The organism is Amphibacillus xylanus NBRC 15112 (assembly GCF_000307165.1).
GTDB classification, from domain to species: Bacteria; Bacillota; Bacilli; order Bacillales; family Amphibacillaceae; genus Amphibacillus; species Amphibacillus xylanus.
On record NC_018704.1, the window covers coordinates 810,373 to 827,554 of the forward strand.

12 protein-coding genes are annotated in these 17,182 nt (G+C 38.7%); 11 read left to right on the forward strand and 1 reads right to left on the reverse strand.

The window, feature by feature from the left end:
- Positions 1-10 precede the first annotated feature (10 nt).
- The 8 genes from AXY_RS04055 to AXY_RS04090 all read left to right on the forward strand — a co-directional run bounded on the left by AXY_RS04055 (position 11) and on the right by AXY_RS04090 (position 11,403).
- A complete protein-coding gene (locus AXY_RS04055) occupies positions 11-1,708 on the forward strand; it encodes an ABC transporter substrate-binding protein (RefSeq protein ID WP_015009512.1) in 1,698 nt (565 codons plus the stop codon).
- Between the two features lie 114 nt (positions 1,709-1,822).
- On the forward strand, positions 1,823-3,853 hold the full coding sequence (locus tag AXY_RS04060; RefSeq protein ID WP_015009513.1) for a beta-galactosidase: 2,031 nt from the start codon (positions 1,823-1,825) through the stop codon (positions 3,851-3,853).
- Between the two features lie 21 nt (positions 3,854-3,874).
- A complete protein-coding gene (gene yicI / locus AXY_RS04065; RefSeq protein ID WP_015009514.1) occupies positions 3,875-6,190 on the forward strand; it encodes an alpha-xylosidase in 2,316 nt (771 codons plus the stop codon).
- Between the two features lie 80 nt (positions 6,191-6,270).
- Positions 6,271-6,885: a hypothetical protein gene (locus AXY_RS04070; RefSeq protein WP_015009515.1), complete on the forward strand. Its 615-nt coding sequence runs from the start codon at positions 6,271-6,273 to the stop codon at positions 6,883-6,885.
- A gap of 25 nt (positions 6,886-6,910) precedes the next feature.
- Complete coding sequence (locus AXY_RS04075) at positions 6,911-8,443, forward strand: glycoside hydrolase family 43 protein (protein ID WP_015009516.1); 1,533 nt, start codon at positions 6,911-6,913, stop codon at positions 8,441-8,443.
- A gap of 342 nt (positions 8,444-8,785) precedes the next feature.
- Positions 8,786-9,520, forward strand: coding sequence for an MBL fold metallo-hydrolase (locus AXY_RS04080; RefSeq protein ID WP_015009517.1), 735 nt, complete (start codon positions 8,786-8,788; stop codon positions 9,518-9,520).
- 69 nt (positions 9,521-9,589) lie between these two features.
- Positions 9,590-10,585, forward strand: coding sequence for a lipoate--protein ligase (locus AXY_RS04085; RefSeq protein ID WP_015009518.1), 996 nt, complete (start codon positions 9,590-9,592; stop codon positions 10,583-10,585).
- A 272-nt stretch (positions 10,586-10,857) separates the two neighbouring features.
- Positions 10,858-11,403, forward strand: a complete 546-nt coding sequence (locus tag AXY_RS04090) for a competence protein ComK (RefSeq protein WP_015009519.1) — start codon at positions 10,858-10,860, stop codon at positions 11,401-11,403.
- A gap of 55 nt (positions 11,404-11,458) precedes the next feature.
- On the opposite strand, the gene AXY_RS04095 is transcribed toward AXY_RS04090, so the two are convergent.
- Positions 11,459-11,839, reverse strand: coding sequence for a hypothetical protein (locus AXY_RS04095; protein WP_015009520.1), 381 nt, complete (start codon positions 11,837-11,839; stop codon positions 11,459-11,461).
- A gap of 534 nt (positions 11,840-12,373) precedes the next feature.
- Between AXY_RS04095 and AXY_RS04100 the strand changes: the two genes are divergently transcribed.
- From AXY_RS04100 to addB, 3 genes are all read left to right on the forward strand, one after another.
- On the forward strand, positions 12,374-12,805 hold the full coding sequence (locus tag AXY_RS04100; protein ID WP_015009521.1) for a lipocalin-like domain-containing protein: 432 nt from the start codon (positions 12,374-12,376) through the stop codon (positions 12,803-12,805).
- A gap of 106 nt (positions 12,806-12,911) precedes the next feature.
- Positions 12,912-13,580, forward strand: coding sequence for a TVP38/TMEM64 family protein (locus AXY_RS04105; protein WP_015009522.1), 669 nt, complete (start codon positions 12,912-12,914; stop codon positions 13,578-13,580).
- A 134-nt stretch (positions 13,581-13,714) separates the two neighbouring features.
- Positions 13,715-17,182 carry a helicase-exonuclease AddAB subunit AddB gene (gene addB / locus AXY_RS04110; protein ID WP_015009523.1) on the forward strand — a complete coding sequence of 1,156 codons (3,468 nt, stop codon included), beginning with the start codon at positions 13,715-13,717 and terminating at the stop codon, positions 17,180-17,182.

The following is a 17,182-nucleotide window of genomic DNA, read 5'->3' on the forward strand; positions in this document are numbered from 1 at the left end:
GGGTAAAATTATGAAGAAGCGTTTATCAATATTATGGTTGTTACTCGTTGCTGGGATGCTGATCTTTGTCGCTTGTAGTGATGATGGCAAATCAGTAGATGGTGATCCTGACACTGAAGATCCAGGTACATCAGAGGATGAGACACCTGCTGAGCCAGTCACACTAACATTTTATAATGCAGATGGTGAAGAGAAATCATTTGATGATCCCGTTGCCCAAAAGATTACAGAAGCAACAGGAGTTATCTTGGATATATCTTATCCAGTTGGTGGTAGCGATGAGACAATTCCATTGATGATTGGAAGTGGGGATTATCCTGATTTAATCTTTGCAAAAGGTGACATCGGGATGTTAATTGATGCTGGTGGTGTGATGAAACTAGACGATCTAATCGAAGAACGTGGCGATAATTTAAAAGCGATGTATGGTGATCAAATTGATCGTTTACGTAATTCATTAGATGATCCTGGTATTTATCAAGTAGGTACTTACGGTGTTCATAATGAACATTTGGAGACATCAGGTACTTTCCAAATTCAATTAGAGGTTTTAAGAGAGTTAGGTTATCCTGAAATTACGACGTTAGAAGAGTTTGAAGCTGCTTTAACAGAGTATGCTGAAATGTATCCAGAAATTAATGGTGAAAAGACATTACCATTATCTCTATTAGGAAGTGATTGGCGTTGGCTAATTACTGTAGGAAACCCTGCTGGTTTCGCTGGAGGGTACCCAGATGATGGTCAATGGGTGATTGATCCTGATACAGGTGAAGCTGTTTATAAGTTCCTAAAAGAGGAATTTTATGAGTACTTTAAGTGGCTAAACGGTATGAATGCGAAAGGCTTGCTTGATCCTGAATCATTTACGCACACATATGATACGTATATTTCCAAAATCTCATCTGGTCGTGTTTTAAGTGTGGCAGACCAAAATTGGAATTTGTATGATGCGCGCTATGCTCTAATTGATGCGGGCATGGAAGAACGTACTTTTGCACCACTCCCAGTGACTTTGGGTGACGATTATGTCCACCAAGGCTTGAAGAATTACGGCTTTGCAGGGGGGTGGGGTATTTCGATTTCCTCGACTACAGAACATGCTGAATTAGCTTTTGATTTCCTTGATTGGATGGCTTCAGAAGAGGCGCAAATTTTAGTGAACTGGGGTATCGAAGGTGAACATTATGAAATTGTTGATGGTCAGCGTGTGCTATTTGACGAAGTACGTGAAAGAATGAATACAGATGGAGATTTTTCTAAAGAAACGGGTGTGGGTTACTATATTTATCCATTCCCGCAGTGGGGAACAGGAGCAACAGATTCAAATGGTCAATCGATTACAGTTAATACGAAAGAACAAGTGATTGAAAATCAATTAGATGCCGAAAAAGAAGCTTTAGCTGAATATGGTATGGAACTCTGGATTGATTGGTTCCCACAACAAGATGAACTACAGATTTCTAATCATGGAGCAGCTGCTAATTTCTCTATCCCAGCAGGATCAGATATTCAAGTGATCCAACAACGTGCGGATGATATTACTGAAACACGAATTACCCAAGCTATTTTAGCTGATCCGGCTGAATTCGATAAGCTATGGGATGCGATGTTAGTGGAATTAGAAGAAGCTGGTGTTGATAAATTGAATGAAGAAATGACACAACTGACCCAGAACATACTAAAATTATGGAGTGGTGACGTCGAATAAAATAGATGCAGTTTAGTGTTGATAAATTGAATTAATCATCGAGCCTGATTGGAGAATCAGGCTCGAATTATTCACTGTAGTGTCAAATTTACATAATATGTGAGGGGGCTAAGTATGCTTAGTAAAAAGCTAAACAAAATATGGTACGGTGGAGATTATAATCCGGAACAATGGGATGAGGAAACTTGGCAAGAAGATAATCGACTATTTAAACTAGCTGGCATTGACATCGCCTCGGTCAATATTTTTGCTTGGGCATTGATTCAGCCAGATGAAGTGACCTATGACTTTTCAAACCTTGATCGAACGATCGATCGCTTGTATCAAGATGGTATTTATACTTGTTTAGCAACAAGTACAGCAGCACATCCAGCTTGGATGGCAAAAAGGTACCCTGATATTCGTCGGGTTGATTTTGAGGGGAGAAAGCGTAAATTTGGTGGTCGTCATAATTCCTGTCCGAACAGTCCAACTTATTTGAAATATGCGTGTCAGTTAGCAGGGAAACTGGCAGAACACTATCAAGATCATCCTGCGGTCGTTGCTTGGCATGTGTCAAATGAATATGGTGGCTATTGTTATTGTGATAACTGTGAAAAAGCTTTTCGTGTTTGGTTAAAGGATAAATATAACTCAATTGATGCAGTGAATACCGCTTGGAACACAGCGTTTTGGGGTCATACTTTTTATGAATGGGATGAAATTGTTGCCCCTAATCTTTTGAGTGAGGAATGGGAAAATGGGAATAATACAAATTTTCAAGGGATTTCACTTGATTATCGCCGTTTTCAATCAGATAGTTTATTAGAGACGTATAAACTTGAAAGAGATGCGATCAAAAAGCATACACCTGAGATTCCAATTACAACAAATTTAATGGGGCTCTATCCAGAATTAGATTATTTTAAATGGGGGAAAGAGTTGGATGTTGTTTCATGGGATAACTATCCATCGATTGATACACCAGTGAGTAAAATTGCCATGACACACGAACTGATGCGTGGATTGAAAAGTGGTCAGCCATTTATGTTAATGGAACAAACACCATCTCAACAAAATTGGCAAGCCTATAATGCTTTAAAACGCCCTGGTGTGATGCGATTATGGAGTTATCAAGCGATTGCCCACGGGGCAGATACGGTTCAGTTTTTCCAATTGCGTCGTTCACGTGGAGCAACGGAAAAGTTTCACGGTGCAGTGATCGCACATGTCGGTCATGAGCACACAAGAGTTTTTAATGAAGTGAAACAATTAGGCGAGGAACTAAAGCAGCTTGGCGATCAAATTATTGATAGTCGAACGAAGGCTAAAGTAGGGCTTGTATTTGATTATCAAAATCGTTGGGCGATTAATTTATCAAGTGGACCTTCAATCGCACTTGATTATGAAGCGGAAGTTCATAAATATTATCAAGCTTTTTATGACCTGAATATCCCTGTTGATATGATTGGTGTTGAAGAAGATTTTAATAAATACGATCTTGTGATTGCACCAGTGCTGTATATGATGAAAGACGGCCTTGCTGATCGACTTAAAGCTTTTGTTAAAAATGGTGGCACGTTTGTGACAACATTCTTAAGTGGGATTGCTGATGAAAATGATCTTGTGACGTTGGGTGGTTATCCAGGTGAACTGAGGGAGCTTGTTGGGATTTGGGCAGAAGAGATTGATGCATTAGAACCTTCAATTAAAAATGAGATTGTCTTCAATCAAGCCCATGGTCATTTGCAAGACAGCTATCAGTGTAGCACGTTATTTGATTTAATTCATTCAGAGGGAGCAGAAGTTTTAGCAACATATGGTCGCGATTTTTACCAAGGGATGCCTGTATTAACGAAAAATAAATATGGGCAAGGTTCAGCTTATTATGTGGCATCAAGCCCTGACCAAGCCTTTATTAGTGATTTTGTCAAAACTTTGGCAACCGAGAATGAACTGACTGCATTGCTTGAGTCAGATCAAGGGGTTGAGGTTGCGAGCCGAGAAAAGGGTGACCAACAATATCTTTTTGTCTTAAATCACAATGATCATCAAGCAAAGTTTTACCCGAAAGATAAGGTTTATCAAGACCTACTATCTGGTCAGGAATTTCAAGGTGAGGCAACAATTGCAGGACACGACGTACTTATTTTAGTTGAAAAATAAATTTATTAGAGGAGAATGAAGATGAAATTTACTGATGGAAATTGGCTAGTAAGAGAAGGCTACGAGATTCACTTCCCAAAATTAGTTTACGATGTTAAAAAAGAAGACAAGGCAGTTACACTTTATGCACCAACTAAATATATTAATCACCGCGGTGACACTTTGGATGGTCCATTGTTAACAATTAAACTAACGGCACCGCTCGAAGATGTGATTCGAGTTGAGACGTGGCACTATCAAGGTGAAAAATTGAAATACCCAAACTTTGATGTTGCGAATGACAATTTGCCACTCGAAATTGATGAAACAGATCAACAACTCACATTTAACAGTGGTGAGCTTAACATTACAATTGATAAGGATCATTTCCGAATGCTGTTTGAAAATGCGCTTGGTGAATTAACTGTGCTTGATCAAAAAGGCCTTGCATGGATTGAAGCACCAGAAGACCAAACCTATATGCGCAGTCAGTTAAAATTGTCTGTTGGTGAGCATTTATATGGGTTAGGTGAACGTTTCACGCCATTTGTTAAAAATGGTCAATCCGTTGAGATTTGGAATGAAGATGGTGGAACAAGTTCAGAGCAATCGTATAAAAACGTTCCATTCTATTTATCAAGTAAAGGTTATGGTGTGTTTATTAATCATCCTGAAAAAGTCAGTTTAGAACTCGGTTCAGAGCTTGTCGCACGTTCGCAATTTAGTGTACCAGGAGAAAAACTCGATTATTATATCATTAATGGACCAACACCTAAAGAAGTGATCGGGCGTTACACAACTTTAACAGGACGTCCAGCACTTCCGCCAGCATGGTCATTTGGGCTCTGGTTATCGACATCATTTACGACAAATTATAATGAAGAAACAGTTAACCACTTTGTCGATGGGATGGCTGAGCGTGGAATTCCGTTAAGTGTGTTTCACTTTGATTGTTTCTGGATGGATGCGTTTGAATGGACGAGCTTTATTTGGGATCGGAAAAACTTCCCTGATCCAGAGGGAATGTTGAAACGATTAAAGGAAAAAGATCTAAAAATTTCAGTCTGGATTAATCCGTATATTGCGCAGAAGTCTCCACTGTTTGCTGAAGCACATGAAAAAGGTTATTTAATTAAAAAGCCGAATGGTGATACGTGGCAATGGGATCGTTGGCAGGCTGGAATGGGGATTGTTGATTTTACCAATCCAGAGGCTGCTAAATGGTATCAAGATCATTTAAGAGATTTAATGGCGATGGGTGTCGACTCATTTAAAACTGATTTTGGTGAGCGAATTCCGACTGACGTTGTTTATTATGATGGTTCAAATCCGGAAAAAATGCATAACTATTATTCTTATTTATTTAATCAGGTTGTTTTTGATGTCGTCGAGAAGGTTAAAGGCGAGCGTGAAGCCGTGTTGTTTGCCCGTTCATCAACTGCTGGAGGTCAGAAATTCCCTGTCCACTGGGGTGGAGATTGTGATTCGACTTATGAAGCAATGGCAGAGAGTTTACGGGGTGGCCTATCATTAACGACATCTGGCTTTGGGTATTGGAGTCACGATATCGGTGGCTTTGAAAACACGGCGACACCTGATGTGTTTAAGCGCTGGACTGCATTCGGTTTGCTATCAAGCCATAGCCGATTCCACGGCAGTACATCATATCGTGTCCCCTGGGAATTTGACGAAGAAGCGGTTGATGTTGCGCGTCACTTTACGAAATTAAAAAATCAGCTTATGCCGTATATATACCGTCATGCGATTAAAAATCACGAAACCGGCGTCCCAATGATGCGCCCAATGATTTTTGATTTTCCAGACGATCCGCTCTGTGAAACGTTGGATCGCCAATACATGTTTGGCGACGCCTTACTTGTGGCGCCAATTTTTAACGAAAAAGGTTTAGGGTCGTTTTATTTACCGGTTGGGAAATGGACGCACTTATTAACGGGCGAAGTGGTTGAAGGCGGGATTTGGATTAAGGAAAACTATGATTACTTTAGCTTGCCGTTATTCGTGCGTGAAAATACAGTATTACCAATCGGATCAAGTGATCTGAAGCCAGTTTACAACTATGGTGATGGTGTGACACTCCGACTTTATCAGGTTGAAGAAGGTACGAAAATTTCGACACCAATTTATAGTGCTGATGCAGAGTTGATCAAAACTTTTGAAGTCACGAGGGAGGCAGAGTGTTTGATCATTAAAGTTGATCAAACGGACACATCATTTAATGTTGAATTAATTGGTGTAACTGCCGTTAAAGACGTCACTTCAGGTGAAATTGAGACAACTGAAATAGGCACAAAAGTAACTGTTCCATCAGGTGTTGATACGATTACAATCACGCTTTAATCGGTAGTTAGGGTGTTGTGGAGAAAAGTGAGCAACGAATCGTTCGTTTGCTCACTTTTTTAAAAATGTGAGGTGGATAGATGGTTAAGCTAAGCGATCAACTAAAAGAGATGTCAGGAAAAGAAAGACTCGATTATTTGTGGGAATATTACAAGTGGCATTTGGTCGGCATCATAGTTTTGATCCTGTTTATTTGGTTGGCTATTGACGGTTTAGCTAGTAAAGGTGAAGAGCCAATTGGTGTGACTGTAATTAGTGAGGCAACACGTGATGTTGTTGAGACGTTAGAAATAGAGCTTGAAAGTCTTGATGATGATAATTTTGACATTTACTTTGAACATATTCAACATCAAGGTGGTATCATTGAAGAAAATGCTTATGAGTTAATCGAGCGTTTGGCGATGCGGATCGGTGTTGGCCAAATTGATCTTTTAGTTACTAATGATTTGTTTGCAGAGCAATTGATTGGTGAAGATATTTTTAGTCCGCTAGATCAGGTCTTATTGGATGAAACAGTCGATCTATTTATTGATGATGCCCTAGTTGTGAATGGTGTTTTATATGGGATCCCAACAGCGGATTTAGCTATTTTTAATCAATATGATGCTTATCAAGATACGTACTTGCTTGTGCCTGCTTCTGGGAAAAACAAACAAAAGACAGCTCGACTCGTCGCCGATTTAACTGATAACTAAACAATGAAAAGAAAGAGTGAGAGAGATGAAGTTTAATAATCCGATTATTGCTGGGTTTTATCCAGACCCTAGTATTTGCAAAGTGAATGATGATTTCTATCTTGTAACAAGTACATTTGAATACTTCCCTGGGATCCCAATTTTTCATAGTAAAGATTTAGTCAACTGGTCACAAATTGGTCATTGTTTAACGCGTGATGAGCAGTTACCGCTAGCTAATAGTCATAGTTCAGCCGGTATATTTGCACCGACAATTAGGTATCATGATGGTGTGTTTTATGTCATCACAACGAATATTACCATAAATAAAAACTTTATTGTTACCGCTAATGATCCACGGGGTCCATGGTCTGATCCAATTTGGTTAGATGATTGGCCTGGAATTGATCCGTCACTACTGTTTGATGATAATGGGGATGTTTATATTACAGGAACTAGTGATGGAGGATCAGATGAAAAACCAGGCCTTTATCAAGCGAAAATTGATCCTCAGAGTGGTAAGCTCTTATCTGAAAGAAGGTATATTTATGAGGGAACAGGTGGCACAGCATCTCCAGAAGCGCCCCATCTATATAAGATAAATGGTCTGTATTATTTAATGACCGCTGAAGGTGGAACAGAGTACGGGCATATGGAGACGATCGCACGAAGCAATGATCCATTTGGTCCGTTTGAAGGCAATCCTCATGATCCGATTTTAACGCATCGAAGTTTAGATAGCCCGATCCATGCTACGGGGCATGCCGATCTAGTTGAATTAGATGATGGAAGTTGGTGGGGCGTTTTCTTAGCGATTCGACCCATCGGGTATCCAAGAAAACATCACATTGGAAGAGAAACATTTTTAGCACCTGTTGAATGGCAAGATGGCTGGCCAATTTTCGGTCAAAACGGGCGAGTTGGACTAGAAATGGAAGCACCTCAACTGTTCAAGGGCTATGAAAAAAAGCCAGAGTCAAATTATCTATTTACGTCGGACACGCTTCATCAAGAGTTTAATTTTTTAAGAAACCCATATCCGAATGATTGGTCATTGACAGACAGAAAAGGTTGGCTAACATTGAATGGGTCGGCAGTGACATTAAACGACTTGGATTCACCAGCCTTTATTGGCAGACGCCAAACCGATCATCGTTGTACTGTTGAGACGTACTTAGATTTTGCCCCGAAAAAAGATGATGAAGAAGCAGGGTTAGTCACATACATGAATGGTCGTTTTCACTATGAAATTGCTAAAGTGAGAGAAGCAGATCAACAGTATATTATTCTCAGAAAAACGCTAGCGGATCTAACCGTGATCGAGAAAAAAGTTTTATGTGATGCCGATCAAGTGATTCTAGGTGTGAGAGCAGATCCTTATCAATATAAGTTTTACGTTAAAGAGCTAGATAACGAAAAAGTTGTGAAGGAATATCAGATTGGCGAGGCCGAATGTGGCATGCTCGCAACCGAGGTAGCTGGCGGCTTTACTGGTGTTTATATTGGAATGTATGCGACGGGTAACGGGAAAAAGTCAACTACTCCAGCCTATTTCAAGTGGTACAACTATCAAGCTTAATTATACGTGAAAAATAATGAGATGAGTTACGCAAAAGTGAGCAACGAATGGATCGTTGACTCACTTTTTTAGCGAAGTGATTAGCTTAGTTGCTAATCGTTCCCTCTCTAGCAGAAATAAGTCGAGTTAGGGCACAATTAATGTCTAAACGTTCCCCCTCTAGCGAAAATAAGACGAGTCAGGTCACGATTAAGTGCTAATCGTTGGATTTTCGCGATTAAAATGTTCTGATCACCTATGATTAGACTTATCGTTATGTAAAAATACAGTGTTTGACTGATTTTGATTTAGGGAATAATATCAAAATGACTATATGTTGATAAATTAGAAAGGGGCGATCGAATGAAAGTGACGGTTGTTGGGTTTTGGGGAGCCTATCCTGCACAGGGTGAAGCAACCTCAAGTTACCTATTTGAAAAAGACGATTTTCGTTTATTAATCGATTGTGGGAGTGGGGCCTTGGCACAACTTCCAAAATACATTGACCCATATGATCTTGATGCGGTTGTTTTGTCACATTATCACTCAGATCACATTGCCGATGTTGGAGTTTTGCAACATCTAATCAAAGTCCAAAATCAAATTCGTAATGAAGCGCGCAACTTAAACATATATGGGCATGCTGAAAATCAATCAGCATTTGCCGAACTGACGAGTAGTCATACGACAGGGATAGCTTACCAACCGAACGAATCATTAAATTTAGGGCCATTTACGATTACATTTCTTAAAACGATTCATCCAGTTCCTTGCTATGCAATGCGAGTGACGGACGGAGCGAAAACAGTTGTCTATACAGCAGACTCGAGCTATCAAGATCAATTTATTCCGTTTAGCAATCATGCCGACCTACTCATTACGGATTGTAACTTTTATGAAGAACAGGATGGTTCAAAACCAGGCCATATGAATAGTAAGGAAGGCGCGCTAATTGCTGAAAAAGCTCAGGTGAAAACGTTGCTGCTTAGTCATCAACCTCATTTCTGGGATCGGAGCCAACTCGCTTCCGAAGCAAAAAAATATTATTCTGGAACAGTTCGATTGGCCAAATCAGGTTACCAGTGGCCCGAAACTTAGGCAGTTTAGTTGCTTTCAAAAAAATGTTTAAATAAAATAGAAATAGTAACTACTGTAAGGAGGATTTAGATGAAGTTTATAGATAACCAAGGCATTACGGATCCATATATAAACCTTGCGATTGAAGAGTATGTACTAAACAATTTTGGTGAAGAAGATACATACTTATTGTTTTATGTAAATCAACCGTCAATTATTATTGGACGTAATCAAAATACAATTGAAGAAATAAACACGAAATACGTTGAAGAGAACAATATTAAAGTTGTTCGTCGACTATCTGGTGGCGGTGCCGTCTATCATGATGAAGGAAACCTGAACTTTAGCTTTATTACAAAAGATGATGGTAATAGTTTCCATAACTTTGCAAAATTTACTGAGCCTGTTGTCAAAGCCCTTAATGCGCTGAACGTACCGGCAGCATTAGAAGGTCGTAACGACTTAGTTGCTGGTGGGCGGAAAATTTCAGGTAACGCACAATTTACAACACGTGGGCGGATGTTTAGCCATGGAACCTTAATGCTTGATTCGGAAATTGAGCACGTTGTATCAGCACTAAATGTTAATGCTGAAAAGATTAAGTCAAAAGGAATCAAGTCAATTAGAAGTCGTGTTGCGAACATTGTTGAATTCCTTGATGAAAAAATGACAATGGACCAGTTTAAAGAGCACTTGTTGAAATTCCTCTTTAACGTTGATGACGTGAAAGATGTCCCACGTTATGAATTAACAGAAGAAGATTGGAATAATATCCACAAAATTTCTGAAGAACGTTATCAAAAGTGGGAGTGGAACTACGGAAAATCTCCTACATTTGATATTCAAAAGTCACACAAATTCCCTGCTGGTCTTGTAGACGTGCGCATGGACGTATCTAAAGGAACGATTAAGGACTGTAAGATTTATGGTGACTTCTTCGGTGTCGGTGATGTTAAGGTGATTGAGGAAAAATTAATTGGGGTTCAATATCGCCGTCAAGCACTTGAAGAAGCATTAGCAGACGTAGATGTTCCACATTATCTAGGTAAAATTACAAAAGAAGAATTTATAGATTTAGTCTATTAAATCTCAATTCAAAAAGCCGTTTAGTTCAAAACTAGGCGGTTTTTTTCTTCACAATACATTTAAAAAAAGTGGCAAATCTTATATATTCGACAATTTCGTATTAAATCCTGCTATTTTGTTTATTTATAAGCAATAAGTATGATAAATTATGAAAATTTGATGAATTTTTAAGAAAAAAGAGGAATTTAGTTGGATTAATGTGTATAATTTAGTCAAAGAATGTTTTTACAATAATTCTTTAAAAAACCAATTATTGAGAAAGGATGTTGAGTATGAATCTAAAAGAAAGGACATCCTATGAACTATCTCAAGCAACAATGGCTTTAATCGCAACGGAGATCGATGGTTTGTGGGGAAGCATTGTTTATGAGGAGGGTGCGTCTAAACCAATCTATGTGGCAGAACCTCCTACGAAGATTATTGAAAAGGCGCATAAGCAAAATGGAGAGGAGCTATTAGCAAGAGCAGATGCAGCAAAAGTAGTTTGCGGCTTCAATAATAAACCCCCGGTTGTAATTAGCATAACAAAAAATCTTTATTATTTTCCGACACATTCACCTTCTAATCCTAACTGCTCATGGTTTTCGCACACTCATAGTACGACGGTTTCAAAAGCTAAATACGGCGGGGCAATTGTTCATTTTAGAAATGGTCATAAGCTAGAGATACCGGTCTCCGAAATGATAATGACCAACCAACTCTATCGCACTGCTCAATTTCGCTTTATGATTGATCAACAAATCCAACCACTCCAGAAAAAGAAAGCGTTAGAGACACTTTTGAAAGCGCTTTTTGATGAAGAATTAAATCTAGATTAATTAAAATAAGATCCCACAATAAATATCGAACTTTATTGTAGGGATCTTTTCTTATCTAAGAAGATATGCTTTCGTTCTCATAGCTTTTTAACATTAATTCCTCTAAAATATGCTCAACCTTTTTTCTAATGGCTGGATTGAAATAAGAGCGCTGTTCTTCTCGGTTGTGACAAAAAAATAAATAGGCAGTGAATGTGTCGTTTCTTTCTAAGGGGACGACCTTTAATTTTTGATCATACATATATTTGCGTAATTGTTGGCGTTCGAGCATGGCTTCATTTTCCATCTTCTTTAGTAAAACAAGATAAGGCTCCTTTATTTTTAGAGCGGTGCCTTTTTCGATGACAGCTATGTCTCGTTGAATGACGGTGATGGCCATTGATAAGAAGAGAAAGCGAGAGGCTAAATTGTATTCATCCTCTGTTAAATAGCGCATGATTACCCTCCTCACAATTAAAATAGAACATGTGTTCTTATTATATCCGAAATGTTGAAAAAATAAAAGTATGATTTGCATTAATTTTAGATTTGAGTCAATTTCATAATACAAAAATCTAGTTAAGAACACGAACAATTACAAATGAAAATACAATATAATTAGTAAATAAAGGAGCCTAATCAAGTGATTGGAACGGCAGGCGGCGACTCCAGCGGGAACAATCGTGTCCGAAGATCCAGTGATAAAAGCTTGAAAAGCTTTTATCAATTAGCTGAGGCCGATCCCGCGGAAAGCGTCCGCCTAGAGTGGAAATCACCGCGTCACCTGTAACCCAATTGTTCGTGTTTTATAGCCAATTAAGTCATTATGAAATTCATTCATTTAAGTAACTTTTTACTTGTAGATCTCGTCTTTGTAAAAGAAGCTTCTGGGAGAAATATGAGGATTATTTAAGATATCTTTCATAAAGCTGTAGTATAATTATAGTGAGAATCTGGTTAATAAATTTCAACTAAAAAGGAGACAGATCAATTGACTATCGCAGAGCAAATTGCAGGAACATCATGGCGTTTAGTAAGTTTTCAGTCTGAAGATAAATCTGGCGAAATTATCTATCCACTAGGGAAAGAGGCTGAAGGTGTGATCATGTTTACCCGTGACCAACGTATGGCTGTTCAGATTATGGCAACAAATCGTGAATCGTTACAATCTCGCGACTTCCTCGAACGGTTGAATACAGACACTGAGGTCGAAATGGCTAAATTCGGTTATCATGCTTATTCGGGACGGTATAAACTTGATGAAGAAAATAGCACATTAACAACACGTGTTGAGCTTAGTTTAGTTCATGCATACATTGGTTCAGACCAAACCCGAACTGCTAAGATTGAAGCTGATAAGCTATATTTATCAAATGTTAGACATCCTGAGCGGAAATTAGTTTGGCAAAAAATTAACGATTAAGAATAAGTTGAAGATTGGAATTTTGAGTCTGAAAAACGTTATGTTTCCTTTTATTTAGGGAATAGTAACTTTAACCATGACATTAATCAATTAAGGAGTGATCGTCTTGATCTTAACTATCGACAATTCCATATCCATTGACCAAGTGCGTGAGCTCCTTGAAACGAATCAATATGATGCGTTAATAGAGAGGCTGTTAGTTTTTTATGAAGCATTAGGTCCGTTACCGGGAATATTATTACCGTTTATTGAAGCGCTTTTACCCTTCTTACCTTTAATGGCAATCGTTGTGACAAATGCAGCTGCATACGGTTTGCTAGAAGGTTTTCTTTATTCATGGCTAGGTGCTACTTTTGGTGCCATTGTCGTATTTTTAGTGATTCGCCGTTTTCGCCATATTAAATTATTGGCTTGGATACATAGTCATCGTCAGGTTAGGCGAGTGACAGGGTGGTTAGAGAGGCGTGGTTTTGGTCCGTTATTTATTTTGTTATGCTTCCCATTTTCGCCGTCCTCTGTGATAAATTTAGTCGCTGCTTTGTCTGGTGTAAGCTTCTTTCAGTTTGTGCTAGCGATTTTACTTGGAAAAGCAGTGATGATTTTTTCAATTGCTTATGTTGGAGATAGTTTAACTTCATTTGCTGAACATCCAGTTCGAACGATTTTAGTCGGTGTTGGTATCATGTTGTTTTGGCTCTTAGGCAAGCAAATTGAGCGCAGGATGCAAAAAAATGATGAAGAAGTAGAGCAGAGACAACAAGACAGAGGCGAATAATGATAAAAAAGTTTCACTAAAATTAGTGGAGCTTTTTTTCATTTTCACAAGTTGTGCTAGTATGTTAAAATAGAAAGTAGAACAAATGATCGATATAAAAATAGGAATAATTAACATTGAGAGGAGAAAGGCGATTGTCTATTCATCTATTAGTTGGACCTGCAACGGTATCAAAAAGTGATTACTGCCTTGAGCAAATTCGGGCTGAATTACGTGAACGTCCCTATGGGCGACCAATTATATATCTAGTTCCAGAACAAATGACTTTTCAGCAAGAGTATCAGTTATTATCTGATCAAGATGTAAAAGGGAGCATTCGAGCTCAAGTCCTGAGCTTTTCTCGTCTTGCTTTTCGAGTTTTACAAGAATGTGGTGGCGTGACGAAAGCATTCATTAGTTCAACTGGGATCCAAATGATGCTGCGAAAAATAATTGAGCAGAAACAAACAGACTGGAGAATCTTCCAAAAGTCGATTGAGAAAAAAGGCTTTATTGAGCAATTAGAGGTTATGATTACTGAATTTAAGCGGTATCGGATTACACCAGAAATGTTGGCTGCGCAGCTGGATTCAAATGAGCAGACAGAGCGTTCGAGTGCACTTCAGGATAAATTAGCTGATTTACATTATCTTTATTTATCGTTAACAGAGACGCTGGCTAATCAATACATAGATGGTGAAGATCAATTAGCTTTACTGGCAGAGAAAATTCCGCAATCTACTTATTTAAAAGATGCCATAGTCTATGTTGATGGCTTTCACCGTTTTACACCACAAGAACAGCTAGTGATTGGAAAGTTAATGGATCACACCAAAAAAATGACGTTTACTTTAACGCTTAATCCGGATGAACTCGATCAAGAGATTCCTTTTGATATCTTTAGTCAAACAAAGGAAACATATGCGGTGATCGAGGCACTTGCCCATGAGCGTAATCAACTTGTACAAGTTGAAAGTGTAGTAGCAAAGACTAAAGTAGCACCACATTTACTTCATTTAGAACGTTATTTTGATAAGCGTCCTTTCCCGCAATATAAAGGGAAAGCGCCGATTCAACTTGCTTATGCTGTTCATCCAAGGGCAGAGGTGGAAGGTGCAGCGCAGGAAATATTGCGACTGGTTCGTGATGAAGGGTATCGATATAAAGATATTGCAATTTTAGTCCGTGATAGTGAACTATATCAGGATTTAATTAAAACAATTTTTGCTGATTATGATCTTCCAGTTTTCGTTGATGAAAAGAAAGCAATGATCTATCATCCACTCATTGAATTGATTCGTTCGGGATTAGATGTCATTTTAACAAATTGGCGTTATGATGCTGTGTTTCGCATGTTGAAAACAGGCTTAATTCCCTCAACGCAAGAAGAATATCCATTAGATCAAGAGGCGATTGATACGCTAGAAAACTATGTACTTGAGTATGGTATTCGTGGCCGGAATCAATGGTTTAGTGATCAGCCATGGGTCTTTCAGCGCTTTAGAGGGTTTGATCAGGCTGCTCAAACAGACCATGAACGATTAATGCAAGAAAAAATTAATGCTTACCGTGATCAAGTCATTCGTGTGATGGCTAAGTTTGACCAAGCTTTTAAAGCAGCAGCAACTGTCAGGGAAAAAGCGACAGTGCTATATGAGTGGATTGAACAGTTAGGTGTGCATCACGTATTGGAAAATTGGCAAAGTGAGTTAGACGCATCAGGTCAAATCGAACAAGCGCGTGAGCAAGAACAAGTTTGGCAAGCGTTTATTAATCTTTTAGATGAAATGGTTGAAATGATCGGAGATGAGCAGTTATCAAGTGAGTTGTTTTTCCAAACGTTAGAGGCGGGGCTTGATACGTTAACATATAGCCATGTCCCACCAACACTTGATCATATAGTTGTTGGCTCGATTGATCACTCAAGAATTATGAGAACGAAGGTAGCTTTACTACTCGGGGTAAATGAAGGGACATGGCCAGCAAAACCACAAGTTGATACGATTTTGTCTGAAGAAGAACGAGATCGCTTAAAGTCAACTGGAATTGTTTTAGCTGATAACGAGACACAACAGCTAATTGATGATTGGTTTTACATTTATTTATCACTTACATTAGCTCAAGATAAATTATGGATCAGTTATCCATTAAGTGATACAGAAGGAAAGGCCAAAATGCCATCCTCATTAATTAAGCGGATAACCAATTTATTCCCGCAGTTACCAAAGCCTATCTTATTACAAGATCCAGAAGAGATGATTGATGCTGATCGGTTTGTGACAACACCGAAGAAAACTTTATCAGCCTTAACATCTCAATTGGCTAAATATCAACGGGCTTATCCGATTGATTCAGTCTGGTGGAGTGCATTGAACTGGTTTATTACACGTAAAGATGAAGACCCGATGATTGAGATGATCTTAGCAAGTTTATTTTATCAAAATCAACCAGTCGATTTGAAGCAAGAAACAGCCGAAAAAGTCTACGAAAATAAGATTCAAGCTAGTGTATCGCGGATGGAGATGTACCATCGTTGCTCTTATCAGCACTTTGCTCAGTATACTTTAAAGCTAGCAGATCGCCCGACTTACAAACTCGATGCGCCAGATATGGGACAACTATTCCATGAAGCGCTGAAAATTATTACGGAGTGGGTCCAAAAGGATGGCTTGACTTTACGTGATTTAAATCGTGAGCAAGCAAATATGTATGCTAAACGTGCGCTAGAAAAGCTAGCCCCGATTTTACAGCATCAGATTTTACACAGTTCAAATCGCTATCAATATATGCAAAAAAAGCTTGAGCAAATTGTTGCGCGGGCAACGTTTGTGTTGAGTGAACAAGCAAGAAAGAGTGAATTCACACCGATAGGAATGGAGATTGGATTTGGACTTGGCAATCAATCACTAGATCCGATTAGAATGACATTACCAAATGGTGTTGAATTGATATTACGCGGACGAATAGATCGAGTTGATCAAGCAAAGCTAGAGGATCAGTTGTATTTAAGAATTATTGATTATAAATCTAGTGCAACAGGCTTAAACTTAGTAGAAGTTTATTATGGACTAGCACTACAAATGCTTGCTTATTTAGATGTCATTTTAACTAACTCTGAACGCTGGCTTGGTGTTAAGGCTTCACCGGCAGGGATGCTCTACTTCCATATTCATGATCCTATGTTAAGTGAGCAAGAGGCATTAAGTGCATCTGCAATTGAAGAAAAATTATTTAAAAAATATAAGATGCAAGGCTTACTGATCGATAAGGAACCGATTATTCAAATGATGGATACCGATTTAGAAACAGGTATTAGTCCAATTATTCCTGCAGGATTAAAAAAGGATGGAACATTTAGAAGTGGTTCACAAATAGCAAGTGAAGAAACATTTGATTTGCTGCAAGAGCATGTGAGGCAGAAGATCGCAGCAGCAGGTGTTGCCATTACAAATGGTGAGGTTAAATTGAATCCATACCAGCAAGCCGATCAAACAGCTTGCCGATTCTGTCCGTTCCGATCAGTCTGTCAGTTTGATCCTAGCTTACCGAATCACCAGTATCGCAAGCTACCAATTCTTAAAGATGATCAAATTGTCGAGAAAATGAAGAGAGGGGAGATTTAA

Excerpts from the sequence above, each read along its gene's own strand:
- AXY_RS04055 (WP_015009512.1), top strand. The coding sequence starts at position 11 with ATGAAGAAGCGTTTATCAATATTATGGTTGTTACTCGTTGCTGGGATG.
- AXY_RS04060 (WP_015009513.1), top strand. The coding sequence starts at position 1,823 with ATGCTTAGTAAAAAGCTAAACAAAATATGGTACGGTGGAGATTATAAT.
- yicI (WP_015009514.1), top strand. The coding sequence starts at position 3,875 with ATGAAATTTACTGATGGAAATTGGCTAGTAAGAGAAGGCTACGAGATT.
- AXY_RS04095 (WP_015009520.1), bottom strand. The coding sequence starts at position 11,839 with ATGCGCTATTTAACAGAGGATGAATACAATTTAGCCTCTCGCTTTCTC.
- AXY_RS04070 (WP_015009515.1), top strand. The coding sequence starts at position 6,271 with ATGGTTAAGCTAAGCGATCAACTAAAAGAGATGTCAGGAAAAGAAAGA.
- AXY_RS04080 (WP_015009517.1), top strand. The coding sequence starts at position 8,786 with ATGAAAGTGACGGTTGTTGGGTTTTGGGGAGCCTATCCTGCACAGGGT.
- AXY_RS04090 (WP_015009519.1), top strand. The coding sequence starts at position 10,858 with ATGAATCTAAAAGAAAGGACATCCTATGAACTATCTCAAGCAACAATG.
- AXY_RS04085 (WP_015009518.1), top strand. The coding sequence starts at position 9,590 with ATGAAGTTTATAGATAACCAAGGCATTACGGATCCATATATAAACCTT.
- AXY_RS04075 (WP_015009516.1), top strand. The coding sequence starts at position 6,911 with ATGAAGTTTAATAATCCGATTATTGCTGGGTTTTATCCAGACCCTAGT.